This window comes from Paraburkholderia sp. BL18I3N2 (assembly GCF_003001875.1).
Taxonomy (GTDB): Bacteria; Pseudomonadota; Gammaproteobacteria; order Burkholderiales; family Burkholderiaceae; genus Paraburkholderia; species Paraburkholderia phytofirmans.
This window is the reverse complement of the sequence record NZ_PVNC01000007.1, coordinates 21,360-41,404: the sequence shown is the minus strand read 5'-3', so window position 1 is coordinate 41,404 and position 20,045 is coordinate 21,360. Positions and strand designations below refer to the sequence as shown.

12 protein-coding genes are annotated in these 20,045 nt (G+C 63.7%); 8 read left to right on the top strand and 4 right to left on the bottom strand.

Going from position 1 to position 20,045, the window contains the following annotated elements; translation table 11 throughout:
* Window positions 1-125 precede the first annotated feature (125 nt).
* Window positions 126-401, bottom strand: coding sequence for an oxidative damage protection protein (locus tag B0G75_RS19960; protein ID WP_012433611.1), 276 nt, complete (start codon window positions 399-401; stop codon window positions 126-128).
* Window positions 402-455: 54 nt separating this feature from the next.
* A complete protein-coding gene (argA, locus tag B0G75_RS19955; RefSeq protein ID WP_106309263.1) occupies window positions 456-1,844 on the bottom strand; it encodes an amino-acid N-acetyltransferase in 1,389 nt (462 codons plus the stop codon).
* Between the two features lie 23 nt (window positions 1,845-1,867).
* Here argA and hrpA point away from each other — a divergent pair, with 23 nt between their 5' ends.
* A complete protein-coding gene (gene hrpA / locus B0G75_RS19950) occupies window positions 1,868-6,133 on the top strand; it encodes an ATP-dependent RNA helicase HrpA (RefSeq protein ID WP_106309260.1) in 4,266 nt (1,421 codons plus the stop codon).
* A 234-nt stretch (window positions 6,134-6,367) separates the two neighbouring features.
* On the opposite strand, the gene B0G75_RS19945 is transcribed toward hrpA, so the two are convergent.
* Window positions 6,368-9,904 (bottom strand): YadA-like family protein, encoded by a 3,537-nt coding sequence (locus B0G75_RS19945; RefSeq protein WP_258194581.1) that lies wholly within the window; start codon window positions 9,902-9,904, stop codon window positions 6,368-6,370.
* Window positions 9,905-10,562: 658 nt separating this feature from the next.
* Here B0G75_RS19945 and B0G75_RS19940 point away from each other — a divergent pair.
* From B0G75_RS19940 to B0G75_RS19925, 4 genes are all read left to right on the top strand, one after another.
* Complete coding sequence (locus tag B0G75_RS19940; RefSeq protein ID WP_106309254.1) at window positions 10,563-11,582, top strand: beta-propeller fold lactonase family protein; 1,020 nt, start codon at window positions 10,563-10,565, stop codon at window positions 11,580-11,582.
* Between the two features lie 58 nt (window positions 11,583-11,640).
* Window positions 11,641-12,639, top strand: coding sequence for a sterol desaturase family protein (locus B0G75_RS19935; protein ID WP_106309250.1), 999 nt, complete (start codon window positions 11,641-11,643; stop codon window positions 12,637-12,639).
* Window positions 12,640-12,786: 147 nt separating this feature from the next.
* Window positions 12,787-13,620 carry an EI24 domain-containing protein gene (locus B0G75_RS19930; protein WP_106309247.1) on the top strand — a complete coding sequence of 278 codons (834 nt, stop codon included), beginning with the start codon at window positions 12,787-12,789 and terminating at the stop codon, window positions 13,618-13,620.
* Window positions 13,621-13,652: 32 nt separating this feature from the next.
* A complete protein-coding gene (locus B0G75_RS19925; protein ID WP_106309244.1) occupies window positions 13,653-14,486 on the top strand; it encodes a molybdopterin-binding protein in 834 nt (277 codons plus the stop codon).
* A gap of 296 nt (window positions 14,487-14,782) precedes the next feature.
* Here the strand turns inward: B0G75_RS19925 and B0G75_RS19920 are convergent, their stop codons facing one another.
* Window positions 14,783-15,247: a rhodanese-like domain-containing protein gene (locus B0G75_RS19920; protein ID WP_106309241.1), complete on the bottom strand. Its 465-nt coding sequence runs from the start codon at window positions 15,245-15,247 to the stop codon at window positions 14,783-14,785.
* A gap of 440 nt (window positions 15,248-15,687) precedes the next feature.
* On the opposite strand from B0G75_RS19920, the gene glnA reads away from it, so the two are divergent.
* The 3 genes from glnA to ntrC all read left to right on the top strand — a co-directional run bounded on the left by glnA (window position 15,688) and on the right by ntrC (window position 20,006).
* Window positions 15,688-17,103, top strand: coding sequence for a type I glutamate--ammonia ligase (glnA, locus tag B0G75_RS19910; RefSeq protein WP_073427532.1), 1,416 nt, complete (start codon window positions 15,688-15,690; stop codon window positions 17,101-17,103).
* A gap of 198 nt (window positions 17,104-17,301) precedes the next feature.
* The gene (glnL, locus tag B0G75_RS19905) at window positions 17,302-18,444 is read left to right on the top strand and encodes a nitrogen regulation protein NR(II) (protein WP_106309235.1); all 1,143 of its coding nucleotides are present in this window, start codon (window positions 17,302-17,304) and stop codon (window positions 18,442-18,444) included.
* Window positions 18,445-18,488: 44 nt separating this feature from the next.
* A complete protein-coding gene (gene ntrC, locus B0G75_RS19900) occupies window positions 18,489-20,006 on the top strand; it encodes a nitrogen regulation protein NR(I) (protein ID WP_106309232.1) in 1,518 nt (505 codons plus the stop codon).
* Window positions 20,007-20,045: the final 39 nt, after the last annotated feature.

Sequence of the window (20,045 nt, the reverse complement as noted above, 5' to 3'; positions counted from 1 at the left end):
CCTCGGCGATGTTGGAGGCGCGATCTGGTGGTCTCGATTCGGTGAATCCGGTCGCGCGTGCGGACGAAAAAAATCCGCGCACGCGGCGCGGATTTCGGTCATGCAGTTTAAAGGCGTGAAAGCCTTTACTCAGCCGACGGCGGCACGTAACCCTGCGCCGTATCCGCGCCTTCGCCGAAGAAAAACTTTTCGGTCTGCTTCATCAGATATTGGCGCGCGCGCGGATCAGCCATGTTCAGGCGGTTTTCGTTGATCAGCATGGTTTGCTGCTTCAACCAGGCCTGCCAGGCTTCCTTCGAGATGCCTTCGTAGATCCGCTTGCCGAGTTCGCCCGGCAGCGGCGGGAAATCGAGGCCTTCGGCTTCCTTGCCGAGCTTCGCGCATTGAACCATACGAGTCATGCTGTGCTTCTCCTAGAATCGGTGTGAGGGCGGACAGTCGCTATATAGGGCCGCTCAGAGCTGTTTCATCAGCACGAGCGACTTGCGCTGCCAGTTATAGAGTCGGCGGCGGTCTTCCGGCAGGTCGTCGACCGTAACCTTGACGAAGCCGCGCTTGAGAAACCAGTGTTCGGTACGCGTGGTGAGCACGAAAATGCGCGTCAGGCCGCGCGCCCGTGCGCGCTGCTCGATGCGCTTCAACAGCCGTTCGCCGTCGCCGGTGCCTTGCGCTTCGGGCGCGACCGTCAGGCACGCCATTTCGCCTATGCGCTCCTGCGTGTACGGATACAGCGCCGCGCAGCCGAACAGCACGCCATCGTGCTCGATCACCGAGAAATGGTCGATGTCGCGCTCGATCTGGTGACGCCCGCGCCGCACCAGCGTGCCGTCCGATTCGAGCGGCTCGATCAGCGCGAGAATGCCGCCGACGTCGTCCGGCGTGGCTTCGCGCAGGCTTTCGAGGTTCTCGTACGAGATCATCGTGCCCACGCCGTCGTGCAGGAACAGTTCGAGCAGCAGGCTGCCGTCGAGCGCGTAGGGGATGATGTGCGCCCGCGCCACGCCGCCGCGGCAGGCGCGAATCGAGTGCTTCAGATAGAAGCCCGCGTCGCCAGTGACTTCACCGCTTTCGTGCAGTTTGTAGGCGTCGTCGAGCGACAGTTCGCGCACCAGTACGGGGCCGTCTTCGCCGGCTTCCATCAGGCCCGGCGTTTCGGTCAGGAACACGATCTTGTCGGCGCGCAGCGCGATCGCCGCGGCGGACGCCACGTCTTCCATGGCCAGATTGAAGGCCTCGCCGGTGGGCGAGAAGCCGAGCGGCGAGAGCAGCACCAGCTTGCGGCTCGCCAGCGAGTGGCGGATCGAATCGGCGTCGATCTTACGCACCACGCCGGTGTGAGCGAAATCAACCCCGTCGAGAATCCCGACCGGCCGCGCCGTCACGAAGTTGCCCGACACCACGCTGATGTGCGCGTGCGCCATCGGCGTATTCGGCAAGCCCTGGCTGATCGCGGCCTCGATATCCAGGCGCACTTCGCCGGCCGCTTCTTTCGCGGATTCGAGCGCGCGTGCGTCCGTAATGCGCATGCCGTGCGAAAACTCGGACTCCACGCCGTGCAGGCTCATCTGCTCCTCGACCTGCGGGCGCGAGCCGTGCACCAGCACGATCTGGATGCCCATGGCCTGCAGCAGCGCGATATCGGAGACGAGCGCGTTCAGGAGCCCCTGATGCACCACCTCGCCGCCGAACCCGACGACGAACGTCTTGTTACGGAACGCATGGATGTAAGGGGCGACTGAGCGCATCCAGTCGACGAATTGCGCGTGCTGGGCGAGATCTTCCGTTGCGCCGGCGGGGGCCGGAGCGCTCGCGGGCGCGGGGACGAGGTCGGTTTGGGAATTCATGCCGGGGATTATAATGCGCCCCCATGTCGAATGTACCCAAAAGTCCCGCTGCGGCGAACGAGAATCCGGCGCCGGCCGCCGATCAACCGAAGGCCGGCGACGCGCAGCGCCGCGATGCGCAGGACGCCGAACGCAACACGCCGCACGCGGCGCGCAAGCCGCGGCGCGCCGCGGAAAATGCGCAGGCGCGGAAGCATGAGTCGGACCGCGGCGTGCGCGGTCAAGGAAATGACGCGGCGCAGAAACACGCTGCAAGTGATGAATCGCGGCGGGCGTCCGAACGCGGCGCGAACCGTCGCGAACCGCAGCAGCGCCGTGAACCCCGTGGACCCCGCGCGCCGCGTGTGGTCGAGCCCAATCCGATTCCGCCAATTACCTACCCGGAAGCGCTGCCGGTTTCAGGCCGCCGCGAGGAAATCGCCCAAGCCATCGCCCGGAATCAGGTCGTGATCGTCTGCGGTGAAACTGGCTCCGGTAAAACCACCCAGTTGCCGAAAATCTGCCTCGAACTCGGGCGCGGTCTCGGCGCGGGCGGCTCCGGTCTGATCGGCCATACGCAGCCGCGCCGGATCGCCGCGTCGGCGACCGGCCGCCGTATCGCCGAAGAACTCGGCACGCCGTTCGGCGAAGTGGTCGGCTACAAGGTGCGCTTCACCGACAATCTGTCGCCGGGCGCGTCCGTCAAGCTGATGACTGACGGTATTCTGCTCGCTGAAACGCAAACCGATCCGCTGCTGAAAGCGTACGACACGCTGATCATCGACGAGGCGCACGAGCGCAGCCTGAACATCGACTTTCTGCTCGGCTATCTGAAGGAAATTCTCGTCAAGCGTCCCGATCTGAAGCTGATCGTGACCTCGGCGACGATCGACGCGGATCGTTTCGCGCGCCACTTCGGCAGCGACGAGAAACCCGCGCCGGTGATCGAGGTGAGCGGGCGGCTGTATCCGGTGGAGGTGCGCTACCGGCCGGTCGCGGAAGATAGCCCCGCCGTGAAGGCCGCGCAAGGTGATGCGCCGTCGACGCCGCGCGGCGACCGGCCGAAATCGCAGCGCGAAACCGATCGCGATCTGATGGACGCGATCGTCGACGCGGTCGACGAACTCTGCCGCGAAGGCCCGGGCGACGTGCTCGTGTTCCTGCCCGGGGAGCGCGAAATCCGCGACGCCGCCGAGGCTCTGCGCAAGCATCATCCGCCGCATACGGAAATTCTGCCGCTGTTCGCGCGGCTTTCCGCGGCCGAACAGGAGCGCGTGTTCCGCACCTCGAACGCGCGCCGCATCGTGCTGGCCACCAACGTCGCCGAAACCTCGCTGACGGTGCCGGGTATTCGCTACGTGGTCGACACCGGCCTCGCGCGCGTGAAGCGCTACTCGTATCGCAACAAGGTCGAGCAGTTGCAGGTCGAGTCGATTTCGCAGGCCGCCGCGAACCAGCGGGCCGGGCGTTGCGGCCGCGTCGCTGACGGCATCTGCATTCGTCTCTATGAGGAAAGCGACTATCAGGGCCGCGTGCGGTTTACGGACCCGGAGATTCTGCGTTCGTCGCTGGCGTCGGTGATTCTGCGCATGAAGTCGCTCCATCTGACGGCGATCGAGACGTTCCCGTTCATCGAGCCGCCGCCGGGCCGCGCGATCGCCGACGGCTATCAGTTGCTCAACGAACTCGGCGCCGTCGACGACGACAATCAGCTCACGCCGCTCGGCCGCGAACTCGCGCGCCTGCCGCTCGATCCGCGCGTCGGGCGGATGATTCTGGCCGCGCGCGACCAGCAGGCGTTGAAGGAAGTGCTGATCATCGCGAGCGCCTTGTCCGTGCAGGATCCGCGCGACCGGCCGATCGAAGCGCAGGAGCAAGCCGATCAGGCACATCGCCGTTTCGCCGATGAGCGCTCCGAATTCCTGCAGTGGCTGAAGATCTGGAACTGGTTCGAAGAAGCCATCGCGCACAAGAAGTCGAACAAGCAGCTGCACGAGGAGTGCCGCAAGAACTTCCTGTCGCAACTGCGTCTGCGCGAATGGCGCGACGTGCACTCGCAACTGTTGACCGTGGTGCGCGAGCACGGCTGGCGTCTGAACGACGCGGAAGCGACCTTCGAGCAGATCCATCTCGCTCTGCTGACCGGCCTGCTCGGCAACATCGGTCTAAAAGCCGACGACGAGCCGTATTACCTCGGCGCGCGCGGCATCAAGTTCTATCTGTGGCCAGGCTCGGCACTGGTGAAGAAGGCTGGCAAGTGGGTGATGGCCGCCGAACTGGTCGAGACGAGCCGCCTGTACGCGCGTTGCATCGCGAAGATCGAGCCGGAGTGGATCGAGAGGATCGGCGCGCATCTGCTGAAGAAGTCGCTCTCCGAGCCGCATTGGGAAAAGCGCGCGGCACAGGTGTCGGCGTTCGAGCGCGCGGTGCTGTACGGCCTGCCGATCTATCACCGGCGGCGCGTGAGCTTCGGCAAGCAGGATCCGGCGCGTGCCCGCGAGCTCTTCATTCGCGGTGCGCTAGTGGAGGGCGAGTTCGATACGAAGCTCGCGTTCTTCGCGCACAACCGCAAGCTGCTTGCCGATATCGAGCAGCTCGAACACAAGTCGCGCCGCCAGGACGTGCTGGTCGACGACGAGCTGATTTTCGCCTACTACGATCAGGCGCTGCCGAAGGGCATTTACACCGGCGCGTCGTTCGAACGCTGGTATCGCGACGAAGTGAAAAAGAGCGGCCAGCCGGAAGACAAACTGCGCCTGCTGTATTTGTCGCGTGACGACTTGATGCGGCACGAAGCCGCCGGCGTGACCACCGATCTGTTCCCGAAACGGATGACGATGGCGGGCGTCGAGATGGCGCTCACCTACCACTTCGAGCCGGGTTCGCCGCGTGACGGCGTGACGCTCGCCGTGCCGCTGTATGCGCTGAATCAGGTCGACGCGCGGCGCTGCGAATGGCTCGTGCCCGGCATGCTGAAAGAGAAGGTGCAACTGCTGCTCAAGTCCTTGCCGCAGAAGCTGCGCCGTCATTGCGTGCCGTTACCCGAGTACGCGGCGGGTTTCGTCGACCGGCACAGTGGTCCGCGCTTCGGTGCGGGCGGTTTGCTCGAGTCGCTGATCGCCGATGTTCGCGAGCAGACGCAAGTCGCGATGAAGCAGTCGGACTTCAAGCTCGAGACCTTGCCGCCGCATCTGTTCATGAATTTCAAGGTCGTCGACGAGCATGGGCGCCAGCTGGCGATGGGCCGCAATATGTCGCAACTGCGCGCCGAACTCGGCGGCCAGGCGCAGCAGCATTTTCAGAAGATCGCGTCGAGCGCGGCCGGGGCGGCGTTGGCGGACGCGGGCGGCGGCGGTGTCGCGACGCCGTCGCAAACCACCGGTGCAGCTGGCGCGCCGCGGGGCAAGGGCGGTGCGGCCGCCGCGCCGGCTCCGCAGACCGCACCGCAGGGCACGGCGCTGTATGAAAAGCTGACGACATGGAATTTCGGCAAGCTTCCCGAGTTGCTCGAAATCCGTCGCGGCGGGCAGACGTTGTTCGGTTATCCGGCGCTGGTGGATCGCGGCACGCATTGCGACGTCGAAGTGTTCGATTCACCCGACGAAGCCGCGCGGATTCATCGCGCGGGATTGCGTCGGCTGTTCGCGTTGCAGTTGAAGGAGCCAATCAAGTATCTGGAAAAGAATCTGCCGGGTCTGCGCGAAATGGCGATGCAGTTCATGCCGCGCGGCACGCAGGAAGAGTTGCGCGATCAGCTGATCGACACCGCCCTCGACCGCGCCTGTCTGCAAGACCCGCTGCCCGATGACGACGGCAGTTTCCACGCGCGCCGCGACGAAGGCCGCAGCCGCCTGACCTTGCTCGCTCAGGAAATTGCCCGGCTGGTCGGGCAGATTCTGGGCGAATACACGACCGTCGCGAAGAAGCTGGTGCAGGCAAGGTCGTTCACGGCGGCGCATGCCGATTTGCAGAACCAGCTCGACGGACTGATCGGCAAGCGCTTCGTGGTCGACACGCCGTACGCGCAGCTGGCGCATTTCCCGCGCTATCTCAAGGGGATCGCGCTACGCATCGACAAGCTGAAGGCGGACCCCGCGCGCGACGCGCGGCAGTTCGCCGAATTCCAGCCGCTGCTGCAGAACTATCAGCGCGCGGTGGCGCAACGCGGCGGCGTGCTGGATCCGCGCTTGTCGGAGTTCCGCTGGCTGTTGGAAGAGCTGCGGATCTCGCTGTTTGCGCAGGAGTTGCGTACGCCGATGCCGATTTCGGTGAAGCGGCTTTATAAGGTGTGGGAGTCGATGCAGCGCTGATCGGGCGAGGAGGGGGCGCCTCGCGTGAGTGGTTTCGGTTACCGATCGGCGTAGTAGACCGGCAGCCTTTCGCGACGAGGTAAGGAAGCGCGCGACGCCATGCCTTGTGGGAATGGCGTCGCGCGCAAATCGGGCGTGGGGCTTGGGTCGAGCCCCGCGCTCGTCGCACATGAAAAGTCGATGGATCGGGCTTTTGCTGTACTCGCTTCGGCCTCGCCTGTCCTTCCAGCTCCGTTACCAGTGCATGCCGGCGCCGATTGCCGCGCCGAACTGGCCGCGCGAATCCGTGGTGCCTTGCAGTTTGTAGACCCACTTCCCCGTTTCCGAGATTTGCGATACGCCGAGGGCCAACGCCGACTGACCTGCGTAGGTGCCGCCGGCCATCGCGACCATGCCGCGACCGGGCAGAATTGCCTGCGGCAAGCCGGCCATTGCCATGGCGGATGCCGTGCCGCCGTAACCATCGCGACGGGCCGAGCGGATCTGGTCGTCGGTATAGCTGTTCGCCTGGCTGACCGCTCCACCCAAGCTTTGCTGCAACTGGTTGACGTTGACGGCGTCGGTGCCTTGCACGCCGGCTGCGACATTGGTGATCTGGCGTTCCTGGCCTGTAGCGCCCACGGAGACGGTGTTTGCGCGGTCCGCGATCGAACCTTGTCCCAACGCGACGGAGTTGCTGGCGGTGGCGTTTGCTGCTGTGCCGAGCGCAGTGGCGTTTGCGCCGCTGGCGATGGAGTTCGCGCCGAGCGAGGTAGCATTCGCGCCGCTCGCCAGCGAGTTGGCGCCGATGGCCACCGCGTTGGTGCCGGTTGCGTGAGCGTTGGCGCCCGCGGCCACGGACTGCGCACCGGACGACACGGCGCCTTGGGTATCGCGATTGCCTTCCGCGCTGAAGAACGGATTGCCCGAGTTGACCACGACGTTGTTGACCGCGCCCGCGATGGCCGCGTTCAACTGATCGACATTGACTGCATCGGTGCCGTCCACTCCCGCCGCGACGTTGTGGATAGCCGTGCCGCCGTTCGCGGCGTCGCCGCCGAGCGTCACGCTGTTCCGGTTGACGCTGCCGTCGGCGTTCTGGTCGTACATCACCGCGCCGTCGAGCTTGGCGGCATTGGCGGCGCCTTGATTGCTCACCGCTTTGAGCTGTGCGACGTTGACCGCGTCGGTGTCGGCAGTGCCGGCTGCGACGTTCGTGATCTGGCGTTCGTTGCCGACGGAGCCGACTGAGACGGTGCTCGCGCGGTTGGCGAGCGAGCCTTGGCCCAGGGCGACAGAGTTGTCTGCGGCGGCGCGGGCCTGATAGCCGAGAGCGGCGGAGTTCGCGCCCTCCGCACCGGCCTGGTAGCCTAGCGCTACGGAATTGTCGGCCGCTGCGCTGGCCTGGTAGCCGAGAGCAGTGGAGCTCGCGCCCGCTGCGCTGGCCTCGTAGCCTAGCGCAACGGAGTTGTCGACCAGGGCGCTTGCCCGAAAGCCCAGCGCGGTGGAGCCGTTGCCCTGCGCGTTGGCGAACCCGCCGACCGCCGTGGCGAAATCGCCGCTCGCCTGCGAGCTCGTGCCGATGGCCGATGCGGCTTGTCCCGCCGCAAGCGCCGAACTGCCGACGGCGACCGCGTTGTCACCGGTGGCCGCTGCGTCGTCGTTGCCGTCGTTCAGACCGTTCGCCTTGAAGTAGCGCGAGGCGGTCGCGCTGGCTGCCTGCAATTGGCTCAGGTTGACGGCGTCGGTTGCCTGGGTGCCGGCCGCGACGTTCGTGATCTGGCGCTCGTGGCCGGCGGAGCCGACGGAGACGGTGTTCGCGCGGTTGGCGACCGAACCTTGGCCCAAGGCGACGGAACCGTCGGCGGACGCGTCCGCGTCGTGGCCTATCGCAATTGAATCGACATTGCCGGCAACGGCGTTGTAACCCAATGCAATGCTGCCGGCCGACGTAGCCGAAGCATACGCGCCGAGCGCGGCAGCGCCTGTTCCCGCCGCGGCGGAGTTGGCGCCGAGCGCCGTGCCGTAGTCGCCCGATGCGGTTGCGAGCACCCCTGTTGCGACCGCATGCGTGCCGCTTGCGACGGCATCGTCGGTGCCGTTGGCGGCGCCATCGGCCTTGAAGTAGTGCTGCGTGCCGCTCTGCGCAAGCGCGCCGATCTTGCCATCGACCGCAGTCAACTGACTCAGGTTGACTGCATCGGTCGCCGCCGCGCCCGCTGCGACGTTAGTCAGGCGGCGCTCGTTGGCTGGCGAGCCAACGGACACCTCGCCGAGGGCCGCGGTCGCCTGGACCACCCCGCTCGTACCGAATTCCTGGCCGGGCTGGCTGAGATTCGCGGTGGTGGTCGAGTTCGCCCCGAGCCCGACACTGTTCACAGCGGTGACGCTGGCGTTGTAGCCAAGCGCCACGCCGTTGGCGGTCGAGACCTTCGCGTCGGCGCCGAGCGCTGTCGAGCCTTCGGCGTAAGCGAGCGAGTTATTGCCGAGCGCGGACGCGTAGGCGCCATAAGCAGTCGCGTTGCGTCCCAGCGCGGTGCCATTTTGCCAGGCGCGAGCACCCGCGCCGAGCGCCACGGCGTTCGTGCCGTTTGCCAGCGCCGCATTGCCGATGGCAACGCCGTTCAGGCTGTCCGCAGATGCTGCATAGCCGACCGCGATGGCATTCGCTGCCGATGCGCTTGCCTGATAGCCGGTAGCGACGGCACCAGTTGCCGCTGCGTCGGCGTTGTAGCCGATTGCAACGGCGCCAGCGCCGGCCATTTCCGAGTGAGCGCCGTGGCCGAGCGCGACCGAGTCGGCGCCGTCTGCCTGAGCGTTGTAGCCGACCGCCGAAGCGCCGGCGGCGGTTGCGTGAGCGTCGTCCGGCGTCAGCGTGTCATCGTTGGTCCGGACATACCTGACGCCGCTGCCGTTCTGACTGACGTAGGCAGCGCTGGTGTCGCCGGTTACTGCGTAGAGCTGGGCGCCGTTCACGGCGTCGGTGCTGCCGGCGGACACGGCACCTCGACGCACGTTGGTGATGGTCGTGCCGCCCGTGACGCCGCCGTCCGTGGAGGCGGGGCCCGCGAGCGCGATGCTGTTCGTGTTGATTGTGCCGTTCGCATTACTGCCGTAAGTGACAGCGTTGGCAGTAGCTGCGGTGATGGCGCCTCTGAGTTGGCTGACGTTGACGGCATCGGTGTCTGCCGCGCCAGCGGCGACGCCCGTAACGGACCGGTTGCCGACGTTGACTTCGCCAGCCGAGGTTTGTGGTGCCCCGAGGCCGTAAGCGGTGTACCCAGTCTGGGCGCCGACGGTCGTAAGGGAACCCGCGCCGAGTGCGACACTGTTGGCGACCGTGGTTGACGCCGCATAGCCGATAGCGACTGAGTTCAGGTTGCTGGCCCGCGCGGCTGAGCCAAACGCCGTGGCGCCCACCCCGCTGGCGAAAGCCTGATCGCCGATCGCGATTCCGTAGAGGGCGGCAGTTGCGGTTGTCGCCTGCACGCCCATTGCAACCGATTTGTCGCCGTACGCCTGCGCCTGAACGCCGGTTGAAATCGACATGTAGCCCTGCGCACCGGCCTGAAAGCCCGTCGCGATTGCGTAGGGGCCCCCTGCGATTGCTCCGATGCCGATCGCAATCGCGCCTGGGCCCACCGCAGAGGAAAAGGGATCGTTACCGGGCGAATTGACGCTGGTATCTACGAAGAGGGCGGCCTGCGCCGCCGGCGCGCCTCCCGCCAGTGCCGCCAGAATCAGCACTGCACGCGCGATGGCCTTTCTGCGCTTTGTTTTCGATCTTGCCATTACCGCCGCTGCCGGCGACATTGTCGTCGCTTCACACCAAACCAATGGGTTATTGCTATTCATTGTTTTAGAAACTCCGCGGTAGTGCAAGAGTGCACGGCACATGAACGCGGGTGTTCGTACAAGGATTAATCGTCCAGATAATTCGCGCAACAAAAAATCTTGAGACTTTGGGATTGCCCGATGCAGTCTTTGGTTCTTTCCTAACTTGCGCAACACCCGCGTAACGCCCGTGCATCCAGCTATGAGTGGATAGGGATGAAACGAGAGAGACGATTGTCATGTTTGGCGGCGACGCGGGGGATCAGTTATATCCGAACTGATTGCGGAAAAATCTCTTTGTCCCGGCGTGTCTTGATTAATTGATCTGTGAGAAATAATAAATAAAGAATCTTCAAGGTATATTCTGATAATTGTTTATTCAATATGAGCGTATTCTTGTGCCTATCCGCTCTAATTGAGATTCGTGGTTTCAGGCTTGACAATCCGTCACCGGCGCTTCCGGGAAGACCCGATCGCGTGTTGTGCCGACCTCGCTCGCCGTGCCGCGAGCCGAGGCATCCCGCCCTTGATTTCTCTAGGCCATACCCCGACCTGCGTCAACCGCTGGCCCCGGCAAACGTTCTACAATGATGGTTGTTCTCCGAAGTGAGTTTTCATGCGTAAATTTTTTCTTCCCGGCTTGACTGCCACGGTCGCCGCGGGCGCAGTGCTAGTCGCCGCCACGGGCTTTTTTTCTCCGGCGGCCCACGCCAACAACGTGATCGTGCTCAATTCCGGCGAAGCCACGCTGAGCCTGATCGACGAGGCGACCCGTCAGGTCGTCGGCACGGTGCCCACGGGTAAGGAACCGCATCACCTGATGGCCACGCCGGACAATTCTTCGTTGATCGTCGCGAATTCGGTGTCGAACAATCTGATGTTCGTGGATCCGAAATCCGGCCAGGTGCAGCGCTGGGTCGAAAATATCGAAGACCCTTACCAGATCGGGTTTTCGCCTGATCGCAAATGGCTGGTCACCACTGGCCTGCGGCTGGACCGTCTGGACATCTATCACTACGACGGCCTGAAAAACCAGATGACGCTCGCGTCGCGCCTGCCGCTCGCCGTCATGCCGAGCCATATGGCGTTCACGAATGACAGCAAGACGGTCTTCGTCACGCTGCAGGTGTCGGGCGAACTGGCCGCGATCGACCTGGCCACGCAAACCGTCAAGTGGAAGATGAAGGTCGGCAAGGTGCCGGCGGGCCTGTGGATGACGCCGGGCGAGAAATACCTGCTCATCGGCATGACCGGCGCGGATTACGTCGCGGTGGTGGATTGGCGCAACCAGAAGATCGTCAAGACGATCCACACCGGCAACGGCGCGCACAACTTCCGTTCGCTGGCCGACGGCAAGCACGTCGCGGTGTCGAACCGCGTGGCGAGCACCATCAGCATCATCGACGAGGACACGCTCACCAACGTCGGCGACATCACCGGTTTGATGCCCGGACCGGACGACATGGAACTTTCCGCCGACAAACGCTATCTGTGGGTTACGTTCCGCTTCGCGAAGCACGTCGGCATCATCGACCTGAACACGCGTAAGCTGATCCAGACGATTGCCGTCGGCCGTTCGCCGCACGGCATCTATTTCTTCAATCGCGCGCCGATCACGGCGCCGAACGGCGCCTGATGCGAGGGCTCATGCCGCACCAGGCGAACCGTCACGGATGAAGTAACCGGCCAGCACCATGTTCCATCTGATTTTTTCTTCCCTCGACAACTTCGTCTCCGCCGTGCAGACGTTGTTGTACGTCGACGTGGTGCAGCCGCTGCTGTTCCGCTTCAATCTGATGGATTACGACGAAGACACCTACGACAGCCTGTATTGGGTGATCGTGGGAATCGTCGAAGTGCTGGCCATGTACGCCGTTCTGCGTCCGCTCGAAGCGCTGCGTCCGGTGGAGCAGTGGCAGAGCCGCAAGGCGGTGCGCGTCGACGTGATCTATACGTGGATCGCCAAGCTCGGCATTCTCAACCTGTTTTTCTTCTTCGCGCTTCAGCCGTTCTTCGACACCGTGCAGGCGTGGCTGCGGCTGCATAACATTTCGAATATCGAGTTCGACAATCTGTGGCCCGGCGTCACCACACAGCCGCTCGTCACGTTCGTGATGTATTTGCTGGTGCTCGATTTCGCCGGCTACTGGTATCACCGCTGGGAACACCGGATCGGCGTGTGGTGGGAGCTGCACGCGGTGCACCACAGCCAGCAGCAGATGTCGCTGTGGTCCGACGACCGCAACCATCTGCTCGACGATCTGCTGCAAGCCTCGTTCTTTGCGATGATCGCGCTGGTGATCGGCGTGCCGCCGTCGCAGTTCGTCGTGCTGGTCGCCATCACGAATCTCGCGCAGAGCGTCCAGCACGCGAACATCCGCATGTACTTCGGCTGGCTGGGCGAGCGGCTGCTGGTCAGCCCGACGTTTCATCGGCGCCACCATGCGATCGGCTACGGCCACGAAGGGTTGAAATACGGCTGCAACTTCGGCGTGCTGTTTCCGTGGTGGGACATGCTGTTCCGCAGTGTGTCCTGGAGCCGCGAGATGGAGCCGACCGGCATCCGTGATCAACTCGAAGGACGCCGTTACGGCGACGGCTTCTGGGCTCAGCACTGGCTCGCCTTCGTGCGCATCGCCGGGCGTCTTTCGCCGAAGCGCCGCACCGAAAGCAACGACGCCGCCGCCGTTTGAGCGCGCTTCCTCCCACGCCGCCGGTTTCCCCGGCGGCGCGTCACGTGGTTTATCCTGTTCACGTTTGCGACCAGACGCGGGGCTGCCCGGCGGGTTCGTCGCGCGGTTCGCTCCCTTCCATCGTTTCGTTCACCGGCACTGGCTCGCATGAATGATCTGTTGCGCTCGTTCGGACGCGCGCTCGCAAGCGCGCTCCACCCGCGCATGCTCTGGCTGACCTTCATGCCGTTTCTGGCTGCGACGGTGGGGTGGGGCGTGATCCTGTGGTTTTCCTGGCAGACGCTGATCGGCGCGACCCGCAGCTGGCTCGAAGGCTGGTCGTTCACGATCACGCTTTATCATCTGTTCGACTGGCTCGGTTTTTCGGCGCTGCATACGGCGATCGCGCCGTTTATCGTGATCGCAATGGCGATTCCGCTAATCGTCGTCACGGTGCTGCTGCTGATCGCCACGCTGTCGATGCCCGCGGTGATCCGCTTCCTGTCGGCGCGGCAATTCCCTAGCCTGGAAATGCGTCGCGGCGGAACGTGGTACGGTAGCCTCGGTCAGGCGTTGTGGACCACGCTGGTGTGTCTGGTGCTGCTGATCGTGACGCTGCCGCTGTGGCTCGTGCCGCCGTTCTTCGCGCTGATTCCGCCGCTCCTGTGGGGCTGGCTGACGTATCGTGTAATGAGCTACGACGCGCTCGCGCTCCATGCCACGCGTGATGAGCGGCGCGCGCTGGTGCGGCGCTTCCGCTTGCCGCTGCTGCTGATCGGCATCGCGAGCGGCTTGCTGGGTTCGCTGCCGACGTTGTTGTGGGCGTCGTCGGTCTGGCTGATCGTGCTGTTCCCGGTGGTCACGGCTGTGACGATCTGGATCTATGCGTTCATCCTCATATTTTCGGCGCTATGGTTCGGCTACTACTGTCTGCGCGCGCTGCAGCGCATGCGCGCGGATGAGCACGGCGGCGTACGGCACGCGGCGCCGGTTCCCTACTGATGCATTTCTGACTAAGCGAAAAAGAGGCGGCAATGGCATTTGGCGTCATCATCATCGGCGATGAAATCCTGTCGGGCAGGCGTATCGACAAGCATCTGCCGAAGGTCATCGAATTGCTGGGCGCGCGTGGGCTGTCGCTCGGCTGGGCGGAGTACATCGGCGACGATCCGGAGCGCATTACCGCGACGCTGCGACGCACGTTCGCCTCGGGCGACATCGTGTTCTCCACGGGCGGCATCGGCGCCACGCCGGACGACCACACGCGCCAATGCGCGGCGGCGGCGCTCGGCGTGCCGCTCGAACTGCATCCGGAGGCCGCGAAGCTGATACAGGAGCGCATTCGTGACATGTACCCGGCGAACTCGCCCGCGCCGCTCGATCTGGAGTCGCCGGAAAATCGGCATCGGCTGAATATGGGCACGTATCCGCAGGGTGCGTCGATCATTCCGAACGGCTACAACAAGATCCCGGGCTTTTCGATCCATCATCATCACTTCGTGCCGGGTTTTCCGGTGATGGCGTGGCCGATGATCGAGTGGGTGCTGGATACGCAATACGCGCATCTGCATCACGCCATGCCGCACGCGGAGAAATCGCTATTGGTGTTCGAGTTGCCGGAGTCGCGCGTCACGCCGCTGATGGAAAAAATCGAACGCGATTTTCCGGGCGTGCGGGTGTTCAGTCTGCCAAGCGTGGGCGATGCGGAGCGCGGCGGCGTGTACGCGCGGCATCACATCGACCTGGGCGTGAAGGGCGAGCCGGAAGCGGTGGCGGCGGCGTTCGTCAAGCTGCGGGAAGGTGTGCACCTGCTGGGCGGCGATATCGTCGAACCCGAGGCGGCTGCGGCGGCGAAGCCGCGCGGTTGATCTCGCGTGACATACGTTTGACTTTGCTCGGGCGCTGCGGCGCCCGTTTTTCATTGCGCGCGTGGCCGATGCTGAGCGCGGCTTAGGCGGATCATCGGCGTGTCACATTGAGCGCGGAGGATGTGCTGGTCCTCACGTGCGGGCCTCAAGAAGCTGGCGTTGTGAACCGCTCCAGACAGTCCGCCATGACTGCTAGCGGGCAGTTATCACGCAGGCCGGCCACGAACGGTAGCGCGCGAGCGAGCGCTACACAGCCGCCATGCGGCCGCCACGCAGCAGTCACGCAATCGCCGTATTTACGCGCCGATCCACGGCAATCCACGAAAGCACCACCCCGACACCGTCTTCCGATGCCCCTGGCCGTCCTTGTCGCCTTCGAAGCCTTCCAGCAGGTCATACGCCTTGGTGAAGCCGGCTTGCGTGGCGGCGATCGCGGCGAGCTTCGAGCGCGCGGCGCTGCGGCACAGGAACAGCACGGGCGTATCGGGCGTGGCGACCTGTTTCAACTGCGCGAGAAATTCCTGGTTCGGCACCGCGCCCGGATAGCGGGTCCATTCCACGTGCGCGTATTGACCGTCGCCGATCACCGGCCGGCCGACCCAGTCGAGTTCGGCGCGGGTGCGCACATCGACGAGACGCATGCGCGGATCGAGTTGCAGCAGTTCGAACGCTTCGGCGGGCGATATCGCGCCCGCGTACGGCAACTGATTCTCGGTGCGGCGCTTGTCCGCGCTGGCGTACAACTGTTCGAGCGTGCTCATGAGCGCAAATCTCCTTCGGACCAAATGACCATTCTAGCGCGCAGCGTGCGGCGCGCGCGCATGGCGCGAGCGGCGGAGAACGGGCCAGCGTCGCGATCTGTCGGATGCGCAAAGATGGTGCAAATTCCGTGGAATGCACCAAAATAAAGATGACGGCCGTTGCACATCTGGCGAATGCACATATTTGGTGCGACGTTGGACCTGGAGATTTCGGGGCTGCATGCCGCGCGGTGCGTCCATTCCCCGCAAACGCGCGCGCAGTGTGGTTTTGCGCCGGGTTGGCGCATGCATGGCACAGAAGCTGCTTTATTGGTGCCGATCGATTTGTCCAGGCAGACTTTTATGCTCATCTTCAACGATTGAGGGTGGACGCGCCGGGACGGGTCAGCTAGATTGGGCGGCGGCTGAATCCGCCGAATTCGTTAATCAGGAGATAGGTTATGAGTAAATCCGTGGCCGACGTCGTGCAACTCGTCAAAGACGAAGACGTCAAGTTTGTCGACTTTCGTTTCACCGACACGCGCGGCAAGGAGCAACACGTTTCGGTGCCGGTGTCGGCATTCGATGAAGACAAGTTCGAAAGCGGCCATGCGTTTGACGGTTCTTCGATTGCCGGCTGGAAGGGCATCGAGGCATCGGACATGTTGCTGGTCCCGGACGCGAATACGGCTTTCATCGACCCGTTCTACGAAGAATCCACCCTCGTGCTGACCTGCGACGTCGTCGAACCGGCGGACGGCAAGGGCTACGAGCGCGACCCGCGCTCGCTGGCAAAGCGCGCTGAAGCCTACCTGAAGAGCACGGGCCTCGGCGACACGGCATTCTTCGGTCCGGAACCCGAATTCTTCATTTTTGATTCGGTCCAGTGGAACACGGATCAATCGGGTTGCTTCATCAAGATCGGTTCGGAAGAAGCACCGTGGTCGTCGGCGAAGGAATTCGAAGGCGGCAACACCGGCCACCGTCCGGGCACCAAGGGCGGCTACTTCCCGGTCGCTCCGGTCGACACCTTCCAGGACATCCGTTCGGAAATGTGTCTGCTGCTCGAACAGATCGGCATTCCGGTCGAAGTGCATCACCACGAAGTCGCGGGCCAAGGCCAGAACGAAATCGGCACCAAGTTCTCGACGCTGGTGCAACGCGCCGACTGGCTGCAGCAAATGAAGTACATCATCCACAACGTCGCGCACACGTACGGCAAGACGGCAACGTTCATGCCGAAGCCGGTGGTCGGCGATAACGGTTCGGGCATGCACGTTCACCAGTCGATCTGGAAAGACGGCACGAACCTGTTTGCGGGCAACGGCTACGCAGGTTTGTCGGAATTCGCGCTGTTCTACATTGGCGGCATCATCAAGCATGCTCGCGCGCTGAACGCGATCACGAACCCGTCGACGAACTCGTACAAGCGCCTCGTGCCGCACTTCGAAGCACCGGTCAAGCTGGCTTACTCGGCTCGCAACCGTTCGGCATCGATCCGCATTCCGCACGTGTCGAATCCGAAGGGCCGCCGTATCGAAACGCGTTTCCCGGATCCGATGGCGAATCCGTACCTGTGCTTCTCCGCGCTGATGATGGCGGGTCTGGACGGCGTGCAGAACAAGATTCACCCGGGCGAAGCCGCCGACAAGAACCTGTACGACCTGCCGCCGGAAGAGGATGCAAAGATCCCGACCGTGTGCGCCGGCCTCGACCAGGCTCTGGACGCGCTGGACGCGGACCGCGAATTCCTGACGCGCGGTGGCGTGTTCACGGATTCGATGCTCGACGCGTACATCGAACTGAAGACGGGCGAGCTGCAACGCTATCGTCAGTCGGTGCACCCGATCGAATTCGAAATGTACTACTCGCTGTAAGCGGCCATGGCGCTTCGCCCTTCACACGGCGAAGCGCTTGGCCCGACGCTCGCGATCGGTCACGAAGGGACGGCGGCGCCGTCCCTTTTTCGTTAGGCCGTGCACAACGTTGCCGCGTATGGGCGTTGTTGAGATATTGAGCAACACAGCAGGCGGACTACCTGATTTATCACCATCTCCTATCGGCCAGACTGCAAGATGGTTCTAAAGAATCTGATCAAGGCAAGGAAAGGGCACGAGCAAGCGCTCTCTGACGACGCTCAACTCGTCAGCTCGGGTTTGCTGCCGGGCTTCGAGGCGTTGCCGACTGTCGTGCTGGTGCTCGAAAAGCGCACGCTGCGCGTCGCGTTTGCGAATCCGTCGGCGGAGTCGATGCTGGAACTCTCGCGCCGGCAACTGACGCAGATGGCGTGGCCGGACATCTTCTCGAACGCCGACGAACTGGTCGCGACCATTTCCGCGATCGCCGCCCACCGTTTTCACGCGACGCATCTGGACGCCGTGCTCGAGCGTCCGGGCCACGAGCCGCTGCATGTGCATGCGATCGTCGGTTTCCTGGAAGGCGCGCAAGACTACGTGCTTCTCGAACTGTTCGAAAACGAGCGCCATATACGCACCGACCGCGAGGAGCGCATCAACGACCTCACGGCGGTCAACAAGCAACTGATCCGCAACCTCGCGCACGAAATCAAGAATCCGCTCGGCGGGATTCGCGGCGCGGCGCAACTGCTCGAGTTCGAACTCGGCGAGCGTCAGCGCGATGAATTGCGCGAGTACACCCAGGTCATCATCAAGGAATCGGACCGGCTGCAAACGCTGGTCGATCGACTGCTGGAGCCGCACCGTCATCCGCATATCGTCGGCGACGTGAATATTCACGAGGTGTGCGAGCGCGTGCGCCAGGTGATTCTCGCGGAGTTTCCGCGCGGCCTCACCATCGAACGCGATTACGACGTGAGCGTGCCGGACCTGCGCGGCGACAAGGAGCAATTGATCCAGGCGCTCCTGAACATCGTGCGCAATGCGGCTGAAGCGCTGCGCGAACGTATTTCGCAGGGCGATGCGCGAATCGAATTGCGCACCCGCGTTGCCCGCAAGATTACGGTGTCGAAACGCTTATGTAAGCTGGCACTGGACTTGCATATCACTGACAACGGCCCAGGCATTCCCGAAGAGATCCGTGACCGCATTTTCTATCCGCTCGTGTCGGGGCGCGAGGACGGCAGCGGTCTTGGACTGACGCTCGCGCAGACCTTCGTGCAACAGCACGACGGTTTGATCGAAGTGGATAGCCGCCCGGGCCACACCGAGTTTCAGATTCTGCTGCCGCTCGACTGCTAACACCATACGTACTCAAACGTACTCAAGACTTCTGACCGACCCATATGAAGCCGATCTGGATAGTAGACGACGATCAATCGATTCGCTGGGTGCTCGAAAAAGCACTGGCCCGCGAAAACTTCGCGACCCGCAGCTTCGCGAACGTGCGCGAGGCGTCGGCCGCGCTCGATCACGACAGCCCACAGGTGCTGGTGTCCGACATCAGGATGCCTGGCGGCTCCGGCCTCGAATTGCTGCAAACCGTACGCGACAAGGTGCCGGGCTTGCCCGTCATCATCATGACGGCGTTCTCGGATCTGGATAGCGCGGTCGCCGCATTCCAGGGCGGTGCGTTCGAATACCTCGCCAAGCCATTCGACGTCGACAAGGCGGTCGAATTGATTCGCCGTGCCGTGGACGAAAGCATGCGCGGCGAACAGACGTGGGACGAACGCGTCACCGAAGCACCGGAAATGCTCGGCCAGGCACCAGCGATGCAGGATATGTTCCGCGCGATCGGTCGCTTGTCCCATTCTGCTGCAACCGTGCTCATTACCGGCGAATCAGGCACCGGGAAGGAACTGGTCGCGCGTGCGTTGCACCGACATAGCCCGCGCGCGAACGGTCCCTTCATCGCGCTGAACACCGCCGCGATTCCGAAGGATCTGTTGGAATCCGAATTATTCGGTCACGAGCGGGGTGCCTTCACCGGCGCGCAGGCCATGCGTCAGGGCCGTTTCGAACAGGCCGAGAACGGCACGCTGTTTCTCGACGAAATCGGCGATATGCCGTTCGATCTGCAGACGCGTCTGTTGCGTGTGCTGTCGGATGGGCAGTTCTATCGCGTCGGCGGCCACAATCCATTGCGCGCCAACGTGCGTGTGATCGCGGCGACGCACCAGAATCTCGAATCGCGCGTGCGTCAGGGTCTGTTCCGCGAGGACTTGTATCACCGCCTCAATGTGATCCGCTTGCGCTTGCCGGCTTTGCGCGAGCGTAGTGAGGACATCCCGCTGCTCACACGGCACTTTCTGCAAAAGAGCGCGCGTGATCTCGGCGTCGAGCCGAAGCGCGTGTCCGAAGAGGCGCTGGCTCATCTCGCGTCTTTGCCGTTTCCAGGCAATGTGCGTCAATTGGAGAATCTCGCCAATTGGCTCACGGTGATGGCGCCGGCGCAGACCATCGAGGTCAAGGACTTGCCGCCCGATCTCGGCCCCGCGCAAGCGGGCGTGAGCGATCTGACCGGCGGTGGCGGCGGGGTGATCGGCGCGGGCGATGCGACTCTCGCGGGCGGCGTGCCGGTCAACGGCGCGAGTGCGGCAACGCATCCGGCCACGGTGGGCGGCATGCCGGTCGCGACTACCGTCAGCGCATGGGAAGGCGGGTTACGCACCGAAGTCGCGCGGATGTTGCGCGAGAATGCCGCGGACGTCATGGACGAACTCGCGCGCCGTTTCGAAGCGGCGGTGATTCGCGAGGCGCTCGACTTCACGCGTGGCCGCAAGGTCGAAGCGGCGGAGCGTCTCGGCATCGGCAGAAATACGATTACGCGCAAGATTCAGGAACTCAATCTCGAGCCCTGAGTGTCTGTTGTAGAGCGGGGCGGCGCGTGAGCCGCACCG

Coding starts and splice junctions, on each gene's coding strand:
- hrpA (WP_106309260.1), top strand. CDS start 1,868: ATGTCGAATGTACCCAAAAGTCCCGCTGCGGCGAACGAGAATCCGGCG.
- glnL (WP_106309235.1), top strand. CDS start 17,302: ATGGTTCTAAAGAATCTGATCAAGGCAAGGAAAGGGCACGAGCAAGCG.
- argA (WP_106309263.1), bottom strand. CDS start 1,844: ATGAATTCCCAAACCGACCTCGTCCCCGCGCCCGCGAGCGCTCCGGCC.
- B0G75_RS19945 (WP_258194581.1), bottom strand. CDS start 9,904: ATGGCAAGATCGAAAACAAAGCGCAGAAAGGCCATCGCGCGTGCAGTG.
- glnA (WP_073427532.1), top strand. CDS start 15,688: ATGAGTAAATCCGTGGCCGACGTCGTGCAACTCGTCAAAGACGAAGAC.
- B0G75_RS19930 (WP_106309247.1), top strand. CDS start 12,787: ATGAATGATCTGTTGCGCTCGTTCGGACGCGCGCTCGCAAGCGCGCTC.
- B0G75_RS19940 (WP_106309254.1), top strand. CDS start 10,563: ATGCGTAAATTTTTTCTTCCCGGCTTGACTGCCACGGTCGCCGCGGGC.
- B0G75_RS19925 (WP_106309244.1), top strand. CDS start 13,653: ATGGCATTTGGCGTCATCATCATCGGCGATGAAATCCTGTCGGGCAGG.
- ntrC (WP_106309232.1), top strand. CDS start 18,489: ATGAAGCCGATCTGGATAGTAGACGACGATCAATCGATTCGCTGGGTG.
- B0G75_RS19960 (WP_012433611.1), bottom strand. CDS start 401: ATGACTCGTATGGTTCAATGCGCGAAGCTCGGCAAGGAAGCCGAAGGC.
- B0G75_RS19920 (WP_106309241.1), bottom strand. CDS start 15,247: ATGAGCACGCTCGAACAGTTGTACGCCAGCGCGGACAAGCGCCGCACC.
- B0G75_RS19935 (WP_106309250.1), top strand. CDS start 11,641: ATGTTCCATCTGATTTTTTCTTCCCTCGACAACTTCGTCTCCGCCGTG.